The organism is Kitasatospora sp. NPDC040550 (assembly GCF_055594965.1).
This window is the reverse complement of sequence record NZ_JBVIWC010000014.1, coordinates 51,537-73,608: the sequence shown is the minus strand read 5'-3', so window position 1 is coordinate 73,608 and position 22,072 is coordinate 51,537. Positions and strand designations below refer to the sequence as shown.

Annotated in this window: 19 protein-coding genes; 11 read left to right on the top strand and 8 right to left on the bottom strand. The window is 72.3% G+C overall.

The features are described 5' to 3' along the window. Positions 1-20 precede the first annotated feature (20 nt). The gene (gene dnaE, locus ACZ58X_RS21465; protein ID WP_470335201.1) at positions 21-3,554 is read left to right on the top strand and encodes a DNA polymerase III subunit alpha; all 3,534 of its coding nucleotides are present in this window, start codon (positions 21-23) and stop codon (positions 3,552-3,554) included. Positions 3,555-3,581: 27 nt separating this feature from the next. On the opposite strand, the gene ACZ58X_RS21460 is transcribed toward dnaE, so the two are convergent. Beyond that, positions 3,582-4,469, bottom strand: a complete 888-nt coding sequence (locus tag ACZ58X_RS21460; protein WP_470335200.1) for a LysR family transcriptional regulator — start codon at positions 4,467-4,469, stop codon at positions 3,582-3,584. 72 nt (positions 4,470-4,541) lie between these two features. On the opposite strand from ACZ58X_RS21460, the gene ACZ58X_RS21455 reads away from it, so the two are divergent. From ACZ58X_RS21455 to ACZ58X_RS21430, 6 genes are all read left to right on the top strand, one after another. Further along, complete coding sequence (locus tag ACZ58X_RS21455) at positions 4,542-5,429, top strand: dihydrodipicolinate synthase family protein (RefSeq protein ID WP_470335199.1); 888 nt, start codon at positions 4,542-4,544, stop codon at positions 5,427-5,429. 114 nt (positions 5,430-5,543) lie between these two features. Beyond that, complete coding sequence (locus tag ACZ58X_RS21450) at positions 5,544-6,590, top strand: aspartate-semialdehyde dehydrogenase (protein WP_470335198.1); 1,047 nt, start codon at positions 5,544-5,546, stop codon at positions 6,588-6,590. Between the two features lie 249 nt (positions 6,591-6,839). Next, entirely contained in the window at positions 6,840-8,120 is a 1,281-nt protein-coding gene (locus tag ACZ58X_RS21445) for an NYN domain-containing protein (protein ID WP_470335197.1), read from the top strand. A 72-nt stretch (positions 8,121-8,192) separates the two neighbouring features. Beyond that, positions 8,193-9,194, top strand: coding sequence for an ABC transporter ATP-binding protein (locus ACZ58X_RS21440; protein WP_470335196.1), 1,002 nt, complete (start codon positions 8,193-8,195; stop codon positions 9,192-9,194). Next, complete coding sequence (locus ACZ58X_RS21435) at positions 9,191-10,000, top strand: ABC transporter permease (protein ID WP_470335195.1); 810 nt, start codon at positions 9,191-9,193, stop codon at positions 9,998-10,000. The genes ACZ58X_RS21440 and ACZ58X_RS21435 overlap by 4 nt, the downstream gene beginning before the upstream one ends. Positions 10,001-10,083: 83 nt before the next feature. Next, positions 10,084-10,863 (top strand): hypothetical protein, encoded by a 780-nt coding sequence (locus ACZ58X_RS21430; RefSeq protein ID WP_470335194.1) that lies wholly within the window; start codon positions 10,084-10,086, stop codon positions 10,861-10,863. A 102-nt stretch (positions 10,864-10,965) separates the two neighbouring features. Here the strand turns inward: ACZ58X_RS21430 and ybaK are convergent, their stop codons facing one another. The 4 genes from ybaK to ACZ58X_RS21410 all read right to left on the bottom strand — a co-directional run bounded on the left by ybaK (position 10,966) and on the right by ACZ58X_RS21410 (position 14,676). Further along, positions 10,966-11,460: a Cys-tRNA(Pro) deacylase gene (gene ybaK, locus ACZ58X_RS21425; RefSeq protein WP_470335193.1), complete on the bottom strand. Its 495-nt coding sequence runs from the start codon at positions 11,458-11,460 to the stop codon at positions 10,966-10,968. A gap of 29 nt (positions 11,461-11,489) precedes the next feature. Further along, on the bottom strand, positions 11,490-12,254 hold the full coding sequence (locus ACZ58X_RS21420) for an LON peptidase substrate-binding domain-containing protein (protein ID WP_470335192.1): 765 nt from the start codon (positions 12,252-12,254) through the stop codon (positions 11,490-11,492). A gap of 156 nt (positions 12,255-12,410) precedes the next feature. Further along, positions 12,411-13,250 carry a hypothetical protein gene (locus ACZ58X_RS21415; RefSeq protein WP_470335191.1) on the bottom strand — a complete coding sequence of 280 codons (840 nt, stop codon included), beginning with the start codon at positions 13,248-13,250 and terminating at the stop codon, positions 12,411-12,413. Positions 13,251-13,377: 127 nt separating this feature from the next. Continuing rightward, the gene (locus tag ACZ58X_RS21410) at positions 13,378-14,676 is read right to left on the bottom strand and encodes a tetratricopeptide repeat protein (protein WP_470335311.1); all 1,299 of its coding nucleotides are present in this window, start codon (positions 14,674-14,676) and stop codon (positions 13,378-13,380) included. A gap of 193 nt (positions 14,677-14,869) precedes the next feature. Here ACZ58X_RS21410 and ACZ58X_RS21405 point away from each other — a divergent pair, with 193 nt between their 5' ends. Further along, complete coding sequence (locus ACZ58X_RS21405; RefSeq protein WP_470335190.1) at positions 14,870-15,292, top strand: ATP-binding protein; 423 nt, start codon at positions 14,870-14,872, stop codon at positions 15,290-15,292. Positions 15,293-15,305: 13 nt separating this feature from the next. After that, positions 15,306-15,605, top strand: coding sequence for a hypothetical protein (locus tag ACZ58X_RS21400; RefSeq protein ID WP_470335189.1), 300 nt, complete (start codon positions 15,306-15,308; stop codon positions 15,603-15,605). A gap of 284 nt (positions 15,606-15,889) precedes the next feature. On the opposite strand, the gene ACZ58X_RS21395 is transcribed toward ACZ58X_RS21400, so the two are convergent. The 3 genes from ACZ58X_RS21395 to ACZ58X_RS21385 all read right to left on the bottom strand — a co-directional run bounded on the left by ACZ58X_RS21395 (position 15,890) and on the right by ACZ58X_RS21385 (position 19,560). After that, entirely contained in the window at positions 15,890-17,128 is a 1,239-nt protein-coding gene (locus ACZ58X_RS21395; RefSeq protein WP_470335188.1) for a UDP-N-acetylglucosamine--N-acetylmuramyl-(pentapeptide) pyrophosphoryl-undecaprenol N-acetylglucosamine transferase, read from the bottom strand. Positions 17,129-17,189: 61 nt separating this feature from the next. Further along, the gene (locus ACZ58X_RS21390; RefSeq protein WP_470335187.1) at positions 17,190-17,534 is read right to left on the bottom strand and encodes a hypothetical protein; all 345 of its coding nucleotides are present in this window, start codon (positions 17,532-17,534) and stop codon (positions 17,190-17,192) included. A 448-nt stretch (positions 17,535-17,982) separates the two neighbouring features. Next, positions 17,983-19,560, bottom strand: coding sequence for an oxidoreductase (locus ACZ58X_RS21385; RefSeq protein WP_470335186.1), 1,578 nt, complete (start codon positions 19,558-19,560; stop codon positions 17,983-17,985). A 90-nt stretch (positions 19,561-19,650) separates the two neighbouring features. Between ACZ58X_RS21385 and hisD the strand changes: the two genes are divergently transcribed. After that, complete coding sequence (hisD, locus tag ACZ58X_RS21380) at positions 19,651-20,958, top strand: histidinol dehydrogenase (RefSeq protein WP_470335185.1); 1,308 nt, start codon at positions 19,651-19,653, stop codon at positions 20,956-20,958. Beyond that, positions 20,955-22,067 (top strand): histidinol-phosphate transaminase, encoded by a 1,113-nt coding sequence (locus ACZ58X_RS21375; RefSeq protein WP_470335184.1) that lies wholly within the window; start codon positions 20,955-20,957, stop codon positions 22,065-22,067. Before hisD ends, ACZ58X_RS21375 begins: the two co-directional genes overlap by 4 nt. Positions 22,068-22,072 lie beyond the last annotated feature (5 nt).

The window sequence follows — 22,072 nt, the reverse complement described above, 5'->3', positions numbered from 1 at the left end:
GAGCCTCCGGAGGCCCCGCCTTGAGCGATCAGCCGTTCGCGCATCTGCACGTCCACACCGAGTACTCGATGCTGGACGGGGCCGCCCGGTTGAAGCAGATGTTCAAGGAGGTCGAGCGGCTGGGGCAGACCCACGTCGCGATGACCGACCACGGGAACATGTACGGCGCCGCCGAGTTCCACCGGCAGGCGACCGACGCCGGGATCACGCCGGTGATCGGGATCGAGGCGTACGTCGCCCCCGAGTCCCGCTCCAACACCAAGCGCATCCTGTGGGGCCAGCCGCACCAGAAGCGGGACGACGTCTCCGCGTCCGGCGCGTACACCCACAAGACCATCTGGGCCCGGAACAAGGAGGGCCTGCACAACCTCTTCAAGCTGACCTCGCGCTCCTACTCCGAGGGCTGGCTGGTGAAGTGGCCCCGGATGGACAAGGAGCTGATCTCCGAGCTGTCCGGCGGCCTGATGGCCACCACCGGCTGCCCGTCCGGCGAGGTGCAGACCCGGCTGCGGCTGGGGCAGTTCGAGGAGGCGCTCAAGTCCGCGGCCGACTACCAGGACATCTTCGGCAAGGAGAACTACTTCCTGGAGCTGATGGACCACGGCCTGGACATCGAGAAGCGGGTCCGCGACGGGCTGCTGGAGATCAGCCGGAAGCTGGACATCCCCCCGGTCGTGACCAACGACTCGCACTACACCACCGAGGCCGACGCCGGCGCCCACGACCTGCTGCTCTGCGTGCAGACCGGCAAGAACCTCTCGGACCCGGACCGCTTCCGCTTCGACGGCACCGGCTACTACATCAAGTCCGCCGCCGAGATGTACGCGCTGGACTCCTCGGACGCCTGGCAGGAGGGCTGCCGCAACAGCCAGCTGCTGGTCGCCTCCCGGGTCGACACCGAGGGCATGTTCAAGTTCAAGAACCTGATGCCCCGGTTCCCGATCCCGGAGGGCTTCGAGTCCGAGGCGGACTTCTTCAAGTCCAAGGTCTGGGAGGGCATGGACTGGCGCTTCCCGAACGGGTACGACGAGGAGCACAAGAAGCTCGCCGAGTACGAGATGGACACCATCATCCAGATGGGGTTCCCGGCGTACTTCCTCGTGGTCGCCGACTTCATCATGTGGGCGAAGGGCCAGGGCATCGCGGTGGGCCCGGGCCGTGGTTCGGCGGCCGGTTCGCTGGTCGCCTACGCGATGGGCATCACCGACCTCGACCCGATCCCGCACGGCCTGATCTTCGAGCGCTTCCTCAACCCCGAGCGCATCTCCATGCCCGATGTCGACATCGACTTCGACGAGCGCCGGCGCGGTGACGTGATCCGGTACGTGACGGAGAAGTGGGGGTCCGACAAGGTCGCCATGATCGTCACGTACGGCACCATCAAGGCGAAGGCCGCCATCAAGGACTCCTCCCGGGTCCTCGGCTACCCGTACGCGATGGGCGACCGGATCACCAAGGCGATGCCGCCGGACGTCATGGGCAAGGGCATCCCGCTCTCCGGCATCACGGACAGCAGCCACCCCCGCTACAGCGAGGCGGGCGAGATCCGCGCGCTGTACGAGAACGACCCGGACGTCCGCAAGGTCATCGACACCGCGCGCGGCATCGAGGGCCTGATCCGCCAGCCCGGCGTGCACGCGGCCGGCGTCATCATGTCCGCCGAGCCGCTGACCGACCACATCCCGGTCTGGACCCGGCACACCGACGGCGTCACCATCACGCAGTTCGACTACCCCACTTGTGAGGGCCTCGGCCTCCTCAAGATGGACTTCCTCGGCCTGCGCAACCTGACGATCATGGACGACGCCGTCAAGGCGATCGAGAAGAACAAGGGCGTCAAGATCAACCTGCTTGATCTGCCCCTGGACGACAAGCCGACCTACGAGCTCCTCGCCCGCGGCGACACGCTCGGCGTCTTCCAGCTCGACGGCGGGCCGATGCGCTCGCTGCTGCGCCTGATGAAGCCCGACAACTTCGAGGACATCTCCGCCGTCCTGGCGCTGTACCGACCGGGCCCGATGGGCGTCAACTCCCACACCAACTACGCGCTGCGCAAGAACGGGCAGCAGGAGATCACCCCGATCCACCCGGAGCTGGAGCAGCCCCTGGAGGAGGTGCTCCGGCCCACCTACGGCCTGATCGTCTACCAGGAGCAGGTGCAGAAGGCCGCGCAGATCCTGGCCGGCTACTCGCTCGGCCAGGCCGACCTGCTGCGCCGCGCGATGGGCAAGAAGAAGAAGGAGATCCTGGAGGCGGAGTTCGTCCCCTTCCAGAAGGGCTGCCGCGAGCGCGGCTACTCCGACGCGGCCATCCAGGCGGTGTGGGACGTGCTCGTCCCCTTCTCCGGCTACGCGTTCAACAAAGCGCACACCGCCGGGTACGGGCTGGTCTCGTACTGGACGGCGTACCTCAAGGCCAACTACCCGGCCGAGTACATGTCCGGGCTGCTCACCTCCGTCAAGGACGACAAGGACAAGTCGGCGGTCTACCTCAACGAGTGCCGCAAGATGGGCATCCAGGTGCTGCCGCCGGACGTCAACGAGTCGGACTCGGACTTCACGCCGCACGGCAGCGAGACCGTCCGGTTCGGCCTGACCGCCATCCGCAACGTCGGCGGGCCGGTGGTCGAGTCGATGATCCGCACCCGGAAGGCGAAGGGGAAGTTCACCTCCTTCCCCGACTTCCTGGAGAAGGTGGAGTCGGTGGTCTGCAACAAGCGGACCGTCGAATCGCTGATCAAGGCCGGGTCCTTCGACTCGCTCGGGCACACCCGCAAGGGCCTGAGCGCGCAGTTCGAGCCGATGATCGACAACGTCGTCGGGGTGAAGCGCAAGGAGGCGGAGGGCCAGTTCGACCTCTTCGGCGGCGACACCGCCTCGGACGAACCGAGCTTCGGGCTGGACGTCGTGTTCTCCGAGGAGGAGTGGGAGAAGTCCTTCCTGCTCACCCAGGAGCGGGAGATGCTCGGGCTGTACGTCTCCTCGCACCCGCTGCACGGCATCGAGCACGTGCTCGCCGACAAGGCGGACTGCGCGGTCGCGGACCTCGCGGAGCGGCCGGACGGGACGATCGTCACCATCGGCGGCATCATCTCGGGCCTCCAGCGGAAGATGACCAAGCAGGGCAACGCCTGGGCGATCGCCACCGTCGAGGACCTGGCGGGCTCGATCGACTGCATGTTCTTCCCGGCCAGCTACCAGCTGGTCTCCTCCCAACTCGTCGAGGACGCCGTGGTGTTCGTGCGCGGCAAGCTGGACAAGCGGGAGGACGTGCCGAGGCTGATGGGAATGGAGCTGTCCGCCCCGGACCTGTCGAACGCCCACGCCGAGGCGCCGATCACCATCAACATCCCGACCGGGAAGGTCACCCCGCCGCTGGTCGCCCGGCTCAGCGAGGTGCTGACCCACCACAAGGGCACGACCGAGGTGCGGGTGCGGCTGGAGGGCCGCACCAAGACCACGGTGCTGCGGCTGGACCGGCACCGGGTGAAGTCCGACCCGGCGCTGTTCGGGGACTTGAAGCAGCTGCTCGGGCCGAGCTGCCTGGTGGTCTAGCACGGGAGCCGGGCAGCCGGGCGTTCGTCAGCCCCCGCTGCCCAGCCCCGGGGGAACGGCCGTGTGCAGGGCCGAGACGAAGGCCGAGATGGCCGGGTGGGAGCCCGCGCCGGCCCGGAAGGCGGCGCGGGTGCGGCGGTACATCGGCAGCCTGGTGAGGACCACGCCGGGCGGGGCCCCGGCGGTGCCCAGGTGGGGGACCAGGGCCACCCCCTGGCCCGCGGCGACCAGCGAGAGCACCGTGGTGAAGTCGTCGATCTGGTGCCGGATCCGGGGCGCGAAGCCCGCCGCCTCGCAGGCGCGGACGGCCATGGTGTGGCAGAGCGTGCCCGGCGGGGAGGTGATCCACGGCGCGCCGCGCTGCTCGGCGAGCACCGCCGGGGTGCGGGCGGCCAGGTACATCGGCTCGGTGAAGACCGGGCGGGTCACGGCCAGGCCCGGTTCCGGGTCGGCTGGGACGAGGTCGTACTCGTGCACCAGCGCCACGTCCAGCTCGCCCGCGCGCAGCGCCGCGCCGACGGCGGCGGGGTCCACCTCGGTGACCATCGGCTCCAGGCCCGGGTGCCAGGAGGCCAGCCCGGCGAGCACCGCAGGGATGATCGCGCGGGCCGCCGAGGGGTAGGTGCCGATCCGCAGCGGACCGGCCAACCCCTGCTTGGCGTGGGCGAGTTCGGCGTCCGCCTGTTCCAGCAGGGCCAGCACGGACTCGGCGTGGCGGACCAGGCCCCGCCCGGCCGGGGTGAGGGTGACCCGCCGCCCGGTGCGCTCCAGCAGCGGGACGCCGGCCTCCTTCTCCAGCACGGACAGCTGCTGGGACACCGCGGAGGCGCTGAACGACAGCGCCTCGGCGACGGCCGCGATGGTGCCGAGGTGGGCGAGTTCGCGCAGCAGGCGCAGTCGTCGGACATCGAGCATCGGCTCAGCTTACGAGAAGCGTCACACATGTGAACTGGACCCGGGTGATCGGCGGGCCGCAGGATCGTCGGTATGGAACTCAAGGGCATCCACGTCCCCCTGATCACCCCCTTCGCCGCCGACGGCTCCGTCGCCCTCGACGCGCTGGAGAAGCTCGCGCACGAGGTCCTGGACGCCGGGGCGGCCGGCCTGGTCGCGCTCGGCACCACCGGCGAGCCCGCCGCGCTCACCGCCGAGGAGCGGGACGCGGTGGTCGAGGTCGCCGCGGCCGCCTGCGCCGAGCGCGGGGCGCAGCTGACCGTCGGCGCCTCCGGCGGTGACACCCGGGCCGTCGGCGAGGCGCTGGCCGTGCTCGGCGCGCGGCTGCCGCGGGCGGCGGCGCTGGTCACCACGCCCGCCTTCGTCCGGGCCGGCGAGGCCGGGACGGTCGCCCACTTCCGGGCGCTGGCCGCGGGCAGCCCGCTGCCGCTGGTCGTCTACCACATCCCGTACCGCACCGGGCAGCAGCTCTCCACCGCCGCGCTGCGCGAACTGGCCGCGATCGACGGGGTGGTGGGCGTCAAGTACGCGACCGGCGGGCTGGACCAGGCGGCCGCCGAACTGCTCGCCGACGCCCCGGCCGGGTTCGCCTTCCTCACCGGGGAGGACGCCTTCCTGTCGCCGATGCTGGCGCTGGGCGCGGCCGGCGGCATCCTGGCCTCCGCGCACCTGGCGACCGCCCGTTTCGTCGAGCTGTACGAGGCCTGGCGGGCCGGGGACGTCGACCGGGCCCGGGAGCTGGGGCACCGGCTGACCGGGCTGGCGCTGTCCGCCTTCACGGCGCCGAACCCGACGGTGACCAAGGGCGTGCTGCACGCCCAGGGCCGGATCCCGACCCCGGACGTACGGTTGCCGCTGCTGCCGGCCGGGGAGGCGGAGGTCGCGGCCGCGCTGGCCCTCGCCAATGGTCTGGACCACTGAGGGCTGTCCGGAGCCCCCTCTCACACCGTGGAATACCAGGTCGCCCCACCCGCGTGACAAGGCATGATGGGCAGAGTGCGGCTGTAGACAGCACCATTCAGAGGAGTAGTCGGAATGAAGATCGGCATTGTCGGTGCCACCGGCCAGGTCGGCGGCGTGGTCCGCGAGATCCTGGCGGAGCGGGCTGGTCGTGAAGGTGGGCTGGGCCCGGTGGAGCAGCTGCGGCTGTTCGCCTCGGCCCGTTCGGCCGGGCGCACGCTGCCCTGGCAGGGCACCGAGGTCACCGTCGAGGACGCGGCCACGGCCGACTACACCGGCCTGGACATCGTGATCTTCTCGGCCGGCGGCTCCACCTCCAAGGCCCTGGCCCCCAAGGTCGCCGCCGCCGGCGCCGTCGTCATCGACAACTCCTCCGCCTGGCGCCGTGACCCCGAGGTCCCGCTGGTCGTCTCCGAGGTCAACCCGGAGGCCATCGCCGACCGGCCCAAGGGCATCATCGCCAACCCCAACTGCACCACCATGGCCGCCATGCCCGTGCTGCGCCCGCTGCACGAGGAGGCGGGGCTCGCCGCCCTGGTCGTCTCCACCTACCAGGCCGTCTCCGGCAGCGGCGTCGCCGGTGTCGCCGAGCTCCAGGACCAGGCCGCCAAGGTCGTGGACGGCGCCTCCGCGCTCGCCCACGACGGCTCCGCCGTCGAGTTCCCCGAGCCCAAGGTCTACCAGCGGCCGATCGCCTTCAACGTGGTGCCGCTGGCCGGCTCCATCGTCGAGGACGGCTCCAACGAGACCGACGAGGAGCAGAAGCTCCGCCACGAGAGCCGCAAGATCCTCGGCATCCCCGGGCTCAAGGTCGCCGGCACCTGCGTGCGCGTCCCGGTCTTCTCCGGCCACTCGCTCCAGATCAACGCCCGCTTCGAGCGCCCGATCAGCCCCGAGCGGGCCGTCGAGCTGCTCGCCGCCGCCCCCGGCGTCGAGCTGTCCGAGATCCCCACCCCGCTCCAGGCCGCCGGCCGGGACCCGAGCTACGTCGGCCGCATCCGGGTCGACGAGACGGTGGAGCACGGCCTGTCGCTGTTCGTCTCCAACGACAACCTGCGCAAGGGCGCCGCGCTCAACGCCGTCCAGCTCGCCGAGCTGGTCGCCGCCGAGCTCAAGGGCTGACCCGGGTCAACCCCGCGTGACGTTTGGCGGGCCCCGTCGTTGAACGGGGCCCGCCTTCGTGTTTCTTTGCGACTCATTGGGGCGGCTGTTGCGTGACCGGGACATCCGCCGAGGTTCGGGCCCCGAACCTGGGGGAAAAGGTGACCCAACGATCGGGCGGTCAGGGGGCCCCTCACCCCGCACGCCGGGTCGACGGGCGGACCGCCCACCCAGACCGACCTTCGAGGGCGAGCGGAAAGAGGTGCGCGGATGGACCGCTGTGTCGTCCTGGTGGATGCCGGATACCTGTTGGGTGCCGCCGCCAGCCTCCTCGCCGGAGACCCCTCCCGCTCCAAGGTCACCGTCGACCACACCGCGCTGATCAGCGCCCTGCGCGAACGCGCCGAGGCCGAGACCGGACTGCCGCTGCTGCGGATCTACTGGTTCGACGCGGCCCCCGACCGCCGCCCGATGCCCGAGCACCGGCGGCTGCGGGTGCTGCCCCGGGTCACCGTGCGGCTGGGCGCCCTCACCCGGGCCGAGGGGCGCTGGGTGCAGAAGGGCGTCGACGCCGCGATGCACGCCGAACTCTCCGAACTCGCCCGCAACCGGGCCTGCGCGGACGTCGTCCTGATCACCGGCGACGGGGACCTGCTGCCCGGCATGATGACCGCCAAGGAGCACGGCGTGGCCGTGCATCTGTGGGCCTTGCAGGCCGCTGACGGGGACTTCAACCAGTCCGAGGACCTGGTCGGCGAGGCCGACGAGCGGCGGGTCCTGGACCGCGAGTGGATCGAGGGGTCCTTCTCGCTGCGCGACCACTCCACCGTCTTCCCGGCACCCGGGACGGGCGGCGCCCGGCAGGAGATCGCCAAGATCCTCGCCGCCCCGCCGGCCTCGCTGCCCAGCGTGGTGCCCCCCGGCGTCCGGCCGGCCGCCGCCGAGGCGGCGCCCGAGGCGCCCGCCGCGAACGGGCGGCCCCAGCCGGCCGCCGCCCTGCGGGTGGTGCCCACCCCGAAGGACCTCGCCGGGCGGGTCTCGGCCGTCACCCCGATCACCGCGGCCGCGAACGGGCACGCCAACGGACACGCCGCGGCCGGGCAGGCCGCCAACGGGCAGGTGGCCGGCGGACCGGTGCTGCGCTGGTCCTCCGACCGGGGCTGGGTCGACCGGCCCGCCCCCGAGCCCTCCGTCACCGCCGGGGACGGCCTGCCCACGCTGGCCCAGCTCACCACCGCCGAACAGCGCTGGGCCGACCGCGAGGAGGACATCACCACCATCGGCGGCGACGCCCACGAGGTCGGGCAGGTCTTCGCCCGCCGCTGGAGCGACCGCCTCGGCGACCTCGAACGGCTCACCCTGCTCTGGCCCGACTACCCGCGCATCCCGCACCGGGTCGACGGCGAGCTGCTGCGCTACGCGGCCCGCTTCGGACTGCTCGCCCACAAGGACGACCAGATCGACGAGCACGACCGCTACGCCATCCGGGCGGGGTTCTGGAAGGAACTGGCGGCCCGGGTCCCCGGCGGGTCGATGGTGGTGGACGACTGACGCGCCCCATGGGCTCCGGCGACCGGCCCCCGTTGTCCGGTTCGCCCGTGTGAGCGCGTAAAGTCTCCGGTCGTGGAAGAGACGGCCGGGCGAGCACCCCAGGACACCCCCGCGCCGTGCGTCGCCGTACGCGAACTGGTCCGGACCTACCGCACCGGGCGCGGCGCCGCCGCCACCGAGATCCGGGCCAACGACGGGATCAGCCTGACCGTCCGCGAGGGCGAGGTCTTCGGGCTGCTCGGACCCAACGGCGCCGGGAAGTCCACCCTCGTCCGCCAGCTCACCGGCCTGCTGCGGCCGGACTCCGGCACCGTCGAACTGCTCGGGCACGACATCGTGCGGCACCCGGAGCGGGCCGCCCGGCTGCTCGGCTACCTCGGACAGGAATCCACCGCGCTGGACGAGCTGACCGTCGCGCTGGCCGCCGAGACCACCGGACGGCTGCGCGGGCTCTCGCGCGCGGCCGCCCGCGGCGCGGCCGCGGACGTCCTCACCGAACTCGGACTGGAGCCGATCGCCGGCCGCCCGCTCGCCAAGCTGTCCGGCGGGCAGCGGCGGCTCGCCTGCTTCGCGGCCACCCTGGTGGGGGAGCGGCCGCTGCTCGTCCTGGACGAACCCACCACCGGCATGGACCCGGTCGCCCGGCGGGCCGTCTGGTCGGCCGTCGACCGGCGGCGGGCCGAGCACGGGACGACGGTGCTGCTGGTCACCCACAACGTGATCGAGGCGGAGACCGTCCTCGACCGGGTCGCCGTGATCGACGAGGGCCGGGTGATCGCCTGCGACACGCCCGGCGGGCTCAAGGCCCTGGTGGACGGCGACGTCCGGCTCGACCTGGTCTGGCGGGACGAGGCGCCGATCGGCGTCCCCGCCGTCGCCGAACTGGCCGCGCGCGCCGAACGCACCGGGCGCCGCTGGACCGTCCGCACCACCCCCGAGCAGGCCCGCGAGCTGGTCGCCGCCGTCACCACCGGCCCGGCCTTCGCCGCCCTCGACGACTTCACCCTCGCCACCCCGAGCCTTGAGGACGCCTACCTCAAGCTGGGCGGCCGCCACGGAGGACTGGCCAAGTGACGCTGCTCTCGGTGCCCCCGCAGACCGGCCGGTCCACGGCCGGCGCCGCCCCGCTCGCCCCCGCCGCCCGGCTGCTGCCGGCCCTGGCCGCGGTGTACCGGGCGCAGCTCACCCGGGCGAAGGTCGCGCGGATCCCGCTGCTGTTCGTGGCCACCTTCCAGTCCGTCGGCATCCTGGTGATGATGCGGGGCGTCGTGGACGGCGGGCAGACCTCGGCGGCGCGGTCGGTGGTCGCCGGGTCCAGCGTGCTGGTGGTGGCGTTCGTCGCGCTCAACCTGCTGGCCCAGTACTTCGGGAAGCTCCGCGCCACCGGCGGCCTCGACCACTACGCGACGCTGCCCGTCCCGGCCGCCTCGGTGGTGCTCGGCGCGGCCGCCGCGTACGCCTCGTTCACGCTCCCCGGCACGCTCGTCACGGCTGGCATCGGCGCGGTGATGTTCGGGCTGCCGCTCGGGCAGCTGTGGGTGCTGCTCGCCGTGGTGCCGCTCGCCGGGGCGGCGCTCGCCGGGCTGGGCGCGGCCTGCGGGCTGCTGGCGCCGCGACAGGAGATCGCGACGATGCTCGGGCAGCTCGGCATGTCGGCGGCGCTGCTGCTCGGGGTGCTGCCGGTCGACCACCTGCCGCAGCCGGTGCTGTGGCTGCGCGACCTGCTGCCGTCGACGTACGGGGTGGAGGCGTTCGCGCGGACCTTCGCGCCGGACCCGGACTGGGGGATGGTGCTCGCCGACCTCGGGGTGTGCGCGGGGGTGGGCGTGGTGTCGCTGGCCCTGGCCACCTGGGCGTACCGGCGGGCCGTCGCGCGGTAGGGCCCGCCTTCCGGATCTTGCCGGGCCGGCGGTGCGGTGGGCGGTGCGGCCGTTCGGACGGACGTCGTGAAACGATGGGACCCGTGACCGTACCGAACACACCTCCGGAACCCGCCCGCGCCGACGTGCCGGCCGAGCCGGGAGCCGTACCCGACCCGTTCGCACCGCCGCCGGCCTCCGACCAGGAGCCGCCCGCCGGGCTGCCCGCCGCGCCGCCCGCGACCGGGCACCGGGTGCCGGACGAGCTGCGGATCGGCGCCGGGGTGGTGCTGGTGTGCCTGCTGGCCGGACTGGCGATGGCCGGGCTGTGGGCCTGGCTGGCGCCCAAGGTGCCGCTGGTCGTGGACGGCGACCGGATCCTCTACGTCGACCCCGAGGGCGAACAGCGGGCCGGCGCCGACGCGGTGTTCGTGCTGATCGGGCTGGGCGCCGGCATCCTCACCGCGCTCGGGGCCTTCCTGGTGACCCGCAAGCGCGGCGGCGGGATCTCGGTCGCGCTGGGGCTGGCGATCGGCGGACTGCTCGGCTCGTACGGGGCCTGGAAGCTCGGCCGCTGGCTCGGGCCGAGTGACAACCTGATCGGCGAGGCCCGGCGGGTCGGCAACGGCGGGCACTTCGACGCGAGCATCGACCTGGGCGCGCTGGGCGCGCTGCTGGTGTGGCCGATGGCGGCGATGGTGGTGCTGCTGGCGCTGTCGGCGGCGTTCGGGAAGCGGGAGGAGGACCCGCCGCCGTACTGGGGGGTGCCGGCCGGGTCGTACGGGGACCCTGCGGGGCCCCCTGCGGAGGTGGCTCCGGTGGACGCCGGGCCGGTCGCCCCGGTGGACGCCGCTCCGGCGCCGGAGGACCGGCGGCAGGGCTGAGCCCTTGAGCGGGGCGGAGGGGCGACGGGCTGGGTACCGGTCGCAGCCTCCCCGCCTCGCGCAGGTCCCCGCGCCCCTTCCGGGGTGCGGGGTCTCTGCTTCTCAGCGGGCGATCGGGGCGGTGTGGGCGCGGGTGAGGGCGATGAGGTCGGCGGGGGCCAGTTCCACTTCGAGGCCGCGGCGGCCCGCCGACACGTAGACGGTGGGGTGGGTCAGGGCGCTGGCGTCGACCACGGTGCGCAGCGGGCGGCGCTGGCCGAGCGGGGAGATACCGCCGAGGACATAGCCGCTGCTGCGTTCGGCGGCGGCCGGGTCGGCCATCGCGGCGCGCTTGCCGCCGACGGCCGTGGCCAGGGCCTTGAGATCGAGCTGGCCGGCGACCGGGACGACGCCGACGGTGAGGGTGCCGTCCACGTCGGCGACCAGGGTCTTGAAGACCCGCTCGGCGGCCACGCCCAGGGCCTCGGCGGCCTCGCCGCCGTAGGAGGCCGCGGCCGGGTCGTGCTCGTAGGCGTGGACTGTGTACGGGACGGCGGCGGTCTCCAGGGCGACGGTGGCGGGCGTGCCCTGGCCGCCCTTCTTCGGCTTCTTGGCCATGCGCGGGTGCCTCGGGTCGGTGGGGGCGGTCAGTTGGGGCTGAACGACTGGCGGGTCAGGTCGACCGCGGGCAGCGAGGGCAGCCAGCTGAGCACCGCGCTCTCGCGGCGCAGCAGGTCGAGTTCGGTGCGCAGCCGCTGGGCGGTGTCGGGGCAGGCGAGCAGCCGCTGCTTGACCGGGGTCTCGAAGACCGAGGCGGCGGCGACCAGGTAGGAGAGCACCTGGGGGTCGTCGGGCAGCTGCTGGCGGCCGTGGGTGCTGGCCTCGCGGGCGCCCGCCAAGCGCTTCTGGTAGACCCGGAAGGCCCGCTCGACCTCGGCGGCGAGGGCGCCCGAGCCCTCGCCGGGAAGCTCCTCCACCGGCTCGATCTCACCCGTCAGGTACGGGCCGGTGACGTCGACCGAGCTGAGCCGGAACCGGGTGGTGCCGGTGACCAGCAGCTCGTAGCGGCCGTCGGGCTGGGGCTGGGCGGAGGAGACGTCGGCGACGCAGCCGATGTGGTACACCGCCTCCAGCGGGTCCCCGGTGGCGGTGCCCAGGCCGTCGAGCGGCCCGGCCGGGCCGTCCTCGGCGGGCCGGACCGGGGCGACCTCGCGGCCGTCCTTGATGGCGAGCACCCCGAAGCGACGCGGCTCGTCCTCGGGCTGTTCGAGCAGATCGGCGACGAGCCGGCGGTAGCGCTCCTCGAAGACGTTCAGGGGCAGCACCAGGCCCGGGTAGAGCACGGTGTTCAGCGGGAAGAGCGGCAGCCGTTCTGTCACGGCGGACAGCGTAGTTCCCCCGGGCCCCACCATGTCGCGCGGTTATCCCCCCGACCCCGATCAGCGGGTCGAGCGAAGGACCTCGCGGACGGGTCCAGCGGAGTGCTCCCTCACCTTCACCCGACCACCCGACCGCCTGAGACCTGAGAGCTGAGACCTGAGAGCCTGCTCCATGGCTGCGGGCCGCATTCACGCTACGGCAGGCAGTCCGTGCCCGCGCAGGGCCGCGCGGGCACGGGCGGCGCCGCTGGGTGTGGCGGTGGCGCTGGTGCCGATCTCGGGGGTTCTGGTGCCGAGGCCTGCGCACGGGCGGCAGATGCCGGGCCGGGGCACCGGGTCGTGGCACCTGGCGCACTCCGCGGGTGCGGCCTGAGGTGCTCGGACGGGTGGCAGCTTGCGTTGGAGGCGGTCGCGCAGGATCGCCACCGGGGAGTGCAGCGGCGAGGGCAGGCCGGGGAGCAGGGCGTGGGCCAACTCGGCTGCCGTGCTGCCGCGTTCCAGCCACTGGACGACGAGGGGTGCCAGCTGCTGCGCCTCGGCCTCGCCGAGGCGCAGGCGGGGTTCGGGGCGGATGGCGCGGAAGAGTGCGGCTACCGCCCTGCGGGTCTGCTCGTCCGTGCGCGTCAACTGGGCGGGGAGGGTGGGTACTTCTCCCGGGTTCTTTACTACAGGGCTGTCAGGCGGACCGGTCTCGGGCTCACCGGGGTCCGAGAAGCGGTTACTCGGTGACGCCGGTTGCTGCGGGGTGTCGTACACGTGCACGTCGGTGCGGAGGGTGCCGTCGGGCATCCGGACCGTCTCGACCCGGTAGTACCCGGCTTCCTTGAGCTCGTTGAGCGCCCGGCGGACGGCGCCGCGCCCCTGCGGGCTGCTGTCGGCCATGTGCCGCCCGTCCTCGCGCCAACCGTCGGGGCGGGAGAGGAGGTCCGAGAGGAGGCCTCGGGCGGTGTAGCTGAGGCGACGGTCCTGGAGGAGGCCGTTCGGAAGTACGGTGAAACAGCGCGCATGGGCGTTACGATGAATCTGCATTGGGAGTTGCTGCTCCTGTGCCGGACCCCGGGGTGTTCCAGCACCGCCGGGGTCTTCTATGTTCTGTTGATGATGCGGAACGTAGCACAATCACTACGCTGAGTGCGAAGCATTGGGGAAATCGCAGTCAGATCCGGCGGCCGGTCGCCATGGGGCGGGCGCGTTCGAGGAGTTCGCGCACGTGAGGGTTGCGACGGTGCGGTCGAGTTGCGGCGAGCATCGCGCGGAAGCGGTCGTCGGCCCGGCCGGACTGGACGGCCGGGTAGTCGTCCAGGGCGCGGTTCCAGTTCTGGACCGCTTCCTCCAGCCGGCCGGCTTCTAGCTGCCATTCGGCGAGCATCGAACCGTGGCGTACGCGGGCCCGGCGGTACACGGCGGGCCGGACCTTCTCGGAGTGCTGGAGCGCGCGGATCGCTCCGTCTCGGTTCCCGAGCTCGTAGTTGACCTGGGCGACGTGGTACGAGAGCGAGGCGGGGTCGTAGGAGCCGTGGGCCTTGGCCTTGGACTCGGCCTGCTCCATGGCGACCTCGGCTTCGCGGAGCATGGCGAGTGCACCGGCGCGGTCGCCGGTCTGGGCGAGGGCATGCGCCTGCTGGCCCGCGAGGAAGGCCCTCATGCGGGGGCCGGCCTGCGGGGAGGCGGCCGATGCGGCGTCTGCGAGTCGCAGGGCGCTACTGCCGTGGCCGAGGTCGACAGCCTGAACACTCATGCCGCGCAGGGTGGTGCAGTACGTGAGGTGGTCGCCCGCGTGCCCGGCCAGCTCCAGGGCCTTCATGTAGTAGCGCTGAGCCAGGGCGTCGTGACGCTCGTCCATCGCCATGTAGCCGGTCAGGTAGCAGTGGTCGGCCGCAGCCGAGAGCATCGCCTCGCGGACGTGCTCGGTGGCATCCGCCTGGAGGTACGGGGCGATCGTGTTGACCAGGAACGAAGCGGCCATCGGTCGGGCCATCCGGCCACCGAACTGGTCGTCCAGGTCGCTGATCCGCTCGGTCATGGCGGCGACCGACCGGACCTCGGCCATGCCGATCCGCAGGTGTGGGGTGGTCCGCAACTTCTCGAAGCGGCCCACCAGGTCAGGCCAGCCCGGGATGGTGAGAGCCACCGAGTACAGACTGGCTGTGAGAACTCCGCGCCGGGATGGGTCCATATCGAGGCTCCCCAGATCGATCAGCCCTGACACCGTATCCGTCGACTCGTCAACGGTGGTAGGCATGTTTCGAAATCCCGCTTCGACGGCGGTGATCGGCCGCTTGAGCCTCCGTGCCAGTGCCTCCAGGACCACCGGCAGGGCCTTCGCGGCCGGTGAAGTGCCGCCGAGCCAGTGTGAAACGGCCGAGGCGTCGTACGTGAGCCGTTGTCCGATCTCTGTGCCGGTCCGATTGACCGCTCGCGCCAACTCGCCGTTGCCCCAGGCGGCTTCGGTCATCAGCGACGCCAGCTTGCGGTTCGGTTCACGGTCGGATCGCACGACAGTTCCCCCTTGCGGTCAGGTTTCAAGGGTTTCAACTTCCCGACTCGGCTCGACCATAGCCGACGATGGGGCAGGAAGGTTGACTGTTCGTCATCGGTCAATCACCAGCAGTGGCGCCTTTGGCCCTGCCTGCCCCTGAGGTACACCCATGCTCGCCTCCTGTCGTTCCCGTGCGTTCGCCGCTCGCCTCGACTCCCGGGTCGAATCCACCTCCCTGGCGCGGTACTTGCTCCGTGCGTATCTTGCGGGCCTGCCCTTCGGCGACCGCTACCGCGACGTCGGTGAGCTGCTCCTCGGGGAGCTCTTCGCGAATGCCGTCCAGCACTCCGGTGCGCCCGACGACTGCCTGATCGAGGTCCGGTTCGCCGTTGCCAACGGCCGTCTGCGGATCGAGGTCCACGATGCCGGGGCCGGTCGGCCCTCCGTCCGTTCCGCCACCCCGTGCGACGAGGACGGGCGTGGGCTGTTCCTCGTCAACGAGCTGGCCGAGCGCTGGGGTTGCTGCCCCCGGGCGGGCGGGATCGGCAAGTTCGTCTGGGCCCTGATCGCCCCTTCCCTCCTCACCGTCTGAAAGCGCGCCCCTGATGCTGCCTCCGCTCCCCGCCCTCGCCCGGCACGCCATCGACCGGGGCCACACCCCCGCCGAGGCCTACGCGATCCTCGCCCGCCGCACCCACAAGCCCCTGCCCGCCGCGCGCGCCGCCTACCTCTCCCTCGCCGCCGTTTACCCCCTGCCCCGCACCGGCGACCCCGCCCGCTACTGGACCACCCTCGTCGAGGCCGGCGAACTCCTCATCGCCGAACCCGCCCCCGACCCCCGCATCAGAACCGCCCTCACCCACTGCCGCAGTCGTGCGGCCACCCATGCCGCCACCACCGCCTAAGCACCAGAAGTCGACCCTGCCGACTTCCTGTGCAGCACTCCCTGCTGGCGCCGCGCACCATGGATCGAGAGGACGAGATGACCACCACTCAGCACGCCGCCGCACACGCCACCACTGGTCGGCTCCACGGCCGCCCGGCCGTCCGCAGTTTCCTGGAGGGCCCCGAGCTCACCGCGTCCGATCTGAGCATGGTCCTGCTTGTCCGGGAGGGCCGGTTTCCCACCGCGTCCGATATTTCTGCCGTCCTCCCTTGTTCTGTGCGGGAAGTCGGCCTGGCCGACTTCCTATGCAGAAATTCCGTCGCCTGCTTTGGCGGTGCCGAAGCGGGCGACCGGGCGTCGCCGACCTGATGGCCCGGCGGAGGCGGCGGACAGCAGCACGTCGACCAGGCGCTCGGCGGCGTCGGGGCGGCCCAGCTGCCGGGCCTGGTCGGCGATCTGTCCCCGCAGCCCGGGGTCGGCGAGGAGCGGTCCGATCGCGCCTTGCAGCATGGTGGCGTCGACCTCTCCGGTCAGCGCCACCGCTGCGCGTCGCTGCTGCAGGTGCATCGCGTTCTGGGCCTGCTCGTTGCCGGCCGACGTCGCGAGCGGCACGAGCACGGCGGCCTTGCCCAGGGCGGTGAGCTCGGCGATCGTTCCGGCGCCGCTGCGGGACAGGACGACGTCGGCCAGCGCCAGTACGTCGGGGAGCTCGGGGCCGACATAGCCGGTCAGGTGGTAGCGGGCGGCCAGGTCCGGCGACAGGGTGTGCACCGTCGCGCTGAGGGCGTCGAGGTTCGCGGGCCCGCACTGATGGATCACGTTCGCCCGCGAGAGGAGCCACGGAAGGGTGTCCCGCACCAGTTCGTTGATCTGCTGCGAGCCCTGGGCGCCGCCGGTCACGTACACGGTCGGCAGCCCGGAGGCGAAGGAGTGCAGGCCGAGCGCGTCGACCGCCTTCCGGGCGTGGCCGGCCAGCACCTCGGGCCGGACCGGGTTGCCCGTCACCACCGTGGTGCCGCGCACCGACTCCGGCAGAAGTTCGAGGGTGGCCTCCGAGGAGACCGCGAACCTGGTGGCCGCGCGCGCGAGCGACCGGTTCGCCAGCCCGAGCCGCACAGTCTGCTCGTGAACGACCAGCGGCCTGCGGCACATCTTCGCCGCCATACCGACCGGCACCGCCACGTACCCGCCGGTGGCGAGGACGACGTCCGGCCTGAAGTCGGCGACGATCGCGCGGGCCTGGGCCACGCCGAGCGGGACGCGGCTCATGTCGCGCACGTTCGCGGGCGACACGAGCTTGAGGGGGTTGGACGAGCGCCGGACCTTGCCCGTCGCGACCGCGCGAAAGGGGATGCCCTCGCTGGCGGCGACGCGGTTCTCCAAGCCACCGTCGACGCCGACCCACAGCACCTCCAGCGCGCGGCTTGCCGCGGCGAGCCGAGCCTGGAGGGTCCGGACCGCGGTCAGGGCCGGGTACGTGTGACCGCCGGTGCCGCCTCCGGTCACGATCAGCCGGAACGGCTCGCTGCTGCGCTGCGTCACGGGGCGCTTCCTCTGTTCGCGGACGTCGTCCGGTCCACGCTAGTGCTCTGGCCGCAAAGGTTCACCGGGTTTGCTGCACCCCTGGCGGGGAGTGCTTCTTGCGCTGGCTCTCGATCTCGGCAGACAGCACGACCATGTTGTGCAGATGCGTGTAGTACTTGGCCGCGTACTCGTCGTCGATCGCCGGAAGGACCTTCCCGAACGCCGACGTCAGCCGCGTCAGGCGCGCGTGGGCCTGCTCGCTGAGCAGGTCTTCGTAGACGCAGGCCGCGTAGGCATAGGCGTCCGAGTCGAGCATCACCATGTTTCGACCCTCGATGTCCAGGCCGCGGAAGCCGGGCGGGAACGGCCTGGCCATGTGTTCTGCCATCATCTGCGCAAGCGCATCGAGCTTCTCATCCAGCATGGGGAGATCCTGCCAGGCAACCCCGCGAACCTTTGCGGTCACAGCACTAGCGCCTGCCTGGAGAGCCCGGTTGGACCGTCACACCTGAGGGGAGACGTCCCGGTGCGCGTGCGCGGCTGCCGGTCCAGGCCGCGCTTCTTGGTCGTGCATGGCCGGAGCCGACCGTCGGCATGGGTGGTCATCGAGGCGTCGAGCGGGACGGTTGATCCCCGATGCGAGATTTCGAGGCCTTCTCGTCTCCTGTATAGGGAGTCGGTTTGGACGACTTCCTATGCAGAAGTCGTCGCTGCCTCGGCCTTGCCGGAGCGGCGACGGGGTGGCGAGGGTGAAGTGACGCGTGGTTGGCGGCGGGCCATCGGAACGGCGGGGTCGCAGGATGGCAGCGGGGGCGCCGGCCTGGAGCCCGGAAGGCCGTGACCCGGTTGTCGGGGTGGTGCGGAGGCCGGGGTCAGCCGCGTTGGAGGAGGCGGGTGGCGCCGGTGACGACGGTGGAGGCGAGGAGCCAGCCGACGACGACGAGGCCGGCGGAGATCCACTGGGAGGCCTCGCCGGGGTTCCAGGCGCCCTGGTTGAGGTCGACGATGGGCAGCAGCCGGTCGAGGGTGTAGAGCACCGGGTTCCAGTGCGGCTTCTCGTCGGCCTTGAGCGGGTCCAGCGGGTGGGTGGCGAACCAGATGCTGCCGAGGGCCCAGGCGAGCAGGAGCCACAGGCCGGCGCGGCCGGGGCGGTAGCCGTAACCGACGGTGACGTCCTGGACCAGGCCCCAGCCCCGGGCGGGCAGTGGCAGGGTCTCCCGGCGGCGGCGCTGCTTGGCGTAGAGCACTTCGCGGGCGTCGTCGTCGGCGCCGTCGCGGCGCAGCGCGGTGGCGAGCTGCTCGTAGGACTCCGGCTGGAACTCGACCGTCGAGCCCTCCAGCCAGGCGATCCGCTGCTGGACGGTGAACTGTCCGACCGGGCGGAGGTTTTCGTAGACGAAGCCGGTCAGCCGCAGGTGCTTGCCGAGCGGCCAGGCGTCCGGGGTGTCGACCAGGTTGCCGACCCGGGCGCGGGAGAGGGAGACGGTGCCGGTGGGCCGGATCTTGCAGGTGAACCGGAGTTCGGGGGTGTGGATGCGGCGCAGCGAGAGCTCGTCGTCACCCTCCAGGTGGAACTCTCCGGAGATCAGGCAGGCGGCGTCGAAGCGGGCGTCCGAGAGCCGCACCTGGCCGTAGGCGCGGAACGGGGTGCTGGGCGCGTCGGGCGGGGGGCTCTGGCCGTAGCCGGAGCCGTAGTAGCTGCGGGAGCCGAACCAGCCGCCGTCGGCCGAGCTGGTCAGGTAGAGGGTGTGGCCGACGTTGAGCCGGACGGCGTTGAGGCAGACCCGGTTCTGCGGGTCGGCGTGCAGCTGGGCGCCGCGGAGCGAGAGGCGGCCGCCTATTCGGGCCGTTCGGACGCTCAACTCGCCCCGGGTCTCCAGGCGTTCGGCCTCGAAGTCCTGGTGGACGGTGATCCCGTCGGCGGACACCGCGCGGCCGTAGCGGTCGCCGCCGATGACGGCCAGGTTGAGCAGCAGGTCGGTGCCGATCTTGGCGTCGGTGAGCCGGATGCCGTCGGGGATCCGGCAGCGGGCCAGGTGGACGTCGCCGGTGGTGGCGAGCCGGGAGGCCTCCAGCCGGGGGATCAGGCAGTCGACCATCCGCAGGGTGGTGGCCGAGGCCTCCGAGATGAGGATCTTGTGCTCGAAGCGGCAGCCGCGCAGTTCGACGTACCGGTCGATGTGGCCGCCGGCCAGGTTGAGCGCGCCGGTGACGTACACCCCGCTCATCCGCAGCGAGGCGACCCGCCCGGCGGTGGGCCGCGGGCCGGCCAGCAGGAGGTGGGCGAGGACCTCGGCGCTCACCGTGCGTTCGGGGCCCCAGACGGTGTCCCCGAAGGGGTCGTCGATGTCGGTCCGGCCACACCGGAGGTCGAAGACCTCGCCCTCGCGGAAGGCCTCCCAGAGCTCCCGTTCGGTGTCGGTCCAGCTCTCCGGAGCACTCTCCGCCATCGTTTCCCCGTCCCCCCGGTCGTCTCGCCTTTCGTATCACGGACTGAAATGCGGGACCACCCGTTCCGGCCACTCCTTACACTGGGTGGCGTGATCTCTCGAATCGACCTCCGCGGCTCGCTGGACGACCCGCGTGACCTGCTGCCCCGTGCCGAGTTCGACGTGGCGGCCGCCCTGGAGAAGGTGCGGCCGATCGCCGAGGACGTACGCCATCGCGGGGTCGCGGCGCTGATCGAGATCACCGAGCGCTTCGACGGCGTCCGGCTGGAGTCCACCCGGGTGCCCGCCGAGCAGCTGGCCGAGGCCCTGGAGACGCTGGACCCGAAGGTGCGGGCCGCGCTGGAGGAGTCGATCCGCCGCGCCCGGGCCGTGCACGCCGACCAGCGCCGCACCGGGCACACCACCCAGGTGGTACCGGGCGGCACGGTCACCCAGCGCTGGGTGCCGGTCGAGCGGGTCGGCCTGTACGTGCCGGGCGGGCTGGCGGTCTACCCGTCCTCCGTGGTGATGAACGTGGTGCCGGCCCAGGAGGCGGGCGTCCGGGGCATCGCGGTGACCTCGCCGCCGCAGAAGGAGTTCGGGGGCCGCGTGCACCCGACCATCCTGGCGGCCTGCGCGCTGCTCGGCGTGGACGAGGTCTACTCCGTCGGCGGCGCCCAGGCGGTCGCGATGTTCGCCCTGGGCACCGAGGAGTGCGCCCCGGTCAACATGGTCACCGGCCCCGGCAACATCTACGTGGCGGCGGCCAAGCGGCTGTTCGCCGGCCGGATCGGCATCGACTCCGAGGCCGGCCCGACCGAGATCGCCGTCCTCGCCGACGACAGCGCGCTGCCGAGCGACGTCGCCGCCGACCTGATCAGCCAGGCCGAGCACGGCCCCACCTCCGGCTCGGTGCTGGTCACCGACTCGCTTGAGCTGGCAGACGCGGTCGAGGTCGAGCTGGTCACCCAGGTCGGCCGGACCAAGCACGGCGAGCGGGTCGCCGAGGCGCTCGGCGGCCGCCAGTCCGGCATCATCCTGGTCGACGACCTGGAGCAGGGCCTCGCCGTGGTCAACGCCTACGCGGCCGAGCACCTGGAGATCCAGACCCGCGACCCGCACGCGGTGGCGGCGAAGGTCGTCAACGCCGGTGCGATCTTCATCGGCCGCTGGACCCCGGTCTCGCTGGGCGACTACGCGGCCGGCTCCAACCACGTGCTGCCGACCGGCGGCTGCGCCTGCCACTCCTCCGGACTGTCGGTGCAGACCTTCCTGCGCGGCGTCCAGGTCGTCGAGTACGACCGGCAGGCGCTGGCGGACGTCGCCGCGCACGTGGTCAACCTGGCGGACGCCGAGGACCTCCCCGGTCACGGCGACGCCATCAAGGCTCGCTTCGACTGGACGGTGCCGGGCACGTGACCATCCGTACGACCCGTATCGACGACCTGCCCATCCGGGACGAGCTGCGCGGCCAGTCCCCGTACGGCGCACCGCAGTTGGACGTCCCCGTCCAGCTGAACACCAACGAGAACCCGTACCCGCTGCCCGAGGAGCTGGTGGCCCGGATCGCCGAGCGCGTCGCCGAGGCCGCCCGCAACCTCAACCGCTACCCCGACCGGGACGCGGTCGAGCTGCGCGAGGGCCTCGCCGGGTACCTGACCCGCACCACCGGCTTCCCGGTCACCCGCGAGCAGGTGTGGGCCGCCAACGGCTCCAACGAAGTCCTCCAGCAGCTGCTGCAGACCTTCGGCGGCCCCGGCCGCACCGCGCTCGGCTTCGAGCCCTCCTACTCGATGCACGCGCTGATCTCCCGGGGCACCGGCACCGCCTGGATCTCCGGCCCCCGCAACGGCGACTTCACCATCGACGTGGACGCCGCCCTCGCGGCGATCGCCGAGCACCGGCCGAACGTGGTGTTCATCTGCTCGCCGAACAACCCGACCGGGACGGCCGTCGGGGCGGAGACCGTCCTGCGGCTGTACGAGGCCGCGCAGGCCGCCCGGCCCAGCCTGGTGGTCGTGGACGAGGCGTACGTCGAGTTCTCGCACCGCGCCTCGCTGCTGCCGCTGGTCGAGGGCCGCCCCAACCTGGTGGTCAGCCGCACCATGTCCAAGGCCTTCGGCGCCGCCGGGCTGCGCCTCGGCTACCTGGCCGCCGACCCGGCCGTGGTCGACGCCGTCCAGCTGGTCCGGCTGCCGTACCACCTGTCGGCCGTCACCCAGGCCACCGCGCTGGCCTGCCTGGAGCACACCGACACCCTGCTGGGGTACGTCGGCCGGCTCAAGCAGGAGCGTGACCGGCTGGTGGACGCGCTGCGCGCGATGGGCCTGGAGGTGACCGACTCGGACGCCAACTTCGTCCAGTTCGGCCGCTTCGCCGACACCCACGCCGTGTGGCGGGCCATCCTCGACCGGGGTGTCCTGGTCCGTGACAACGGGGTCCCCGGGTGGCTGCGCGTCACCGCCGGCACGCCCGCCGAGAACGACGCCTTCCTGGACGCCGTCCGTAATGTGATCAAGGAGCTGTAACCCCT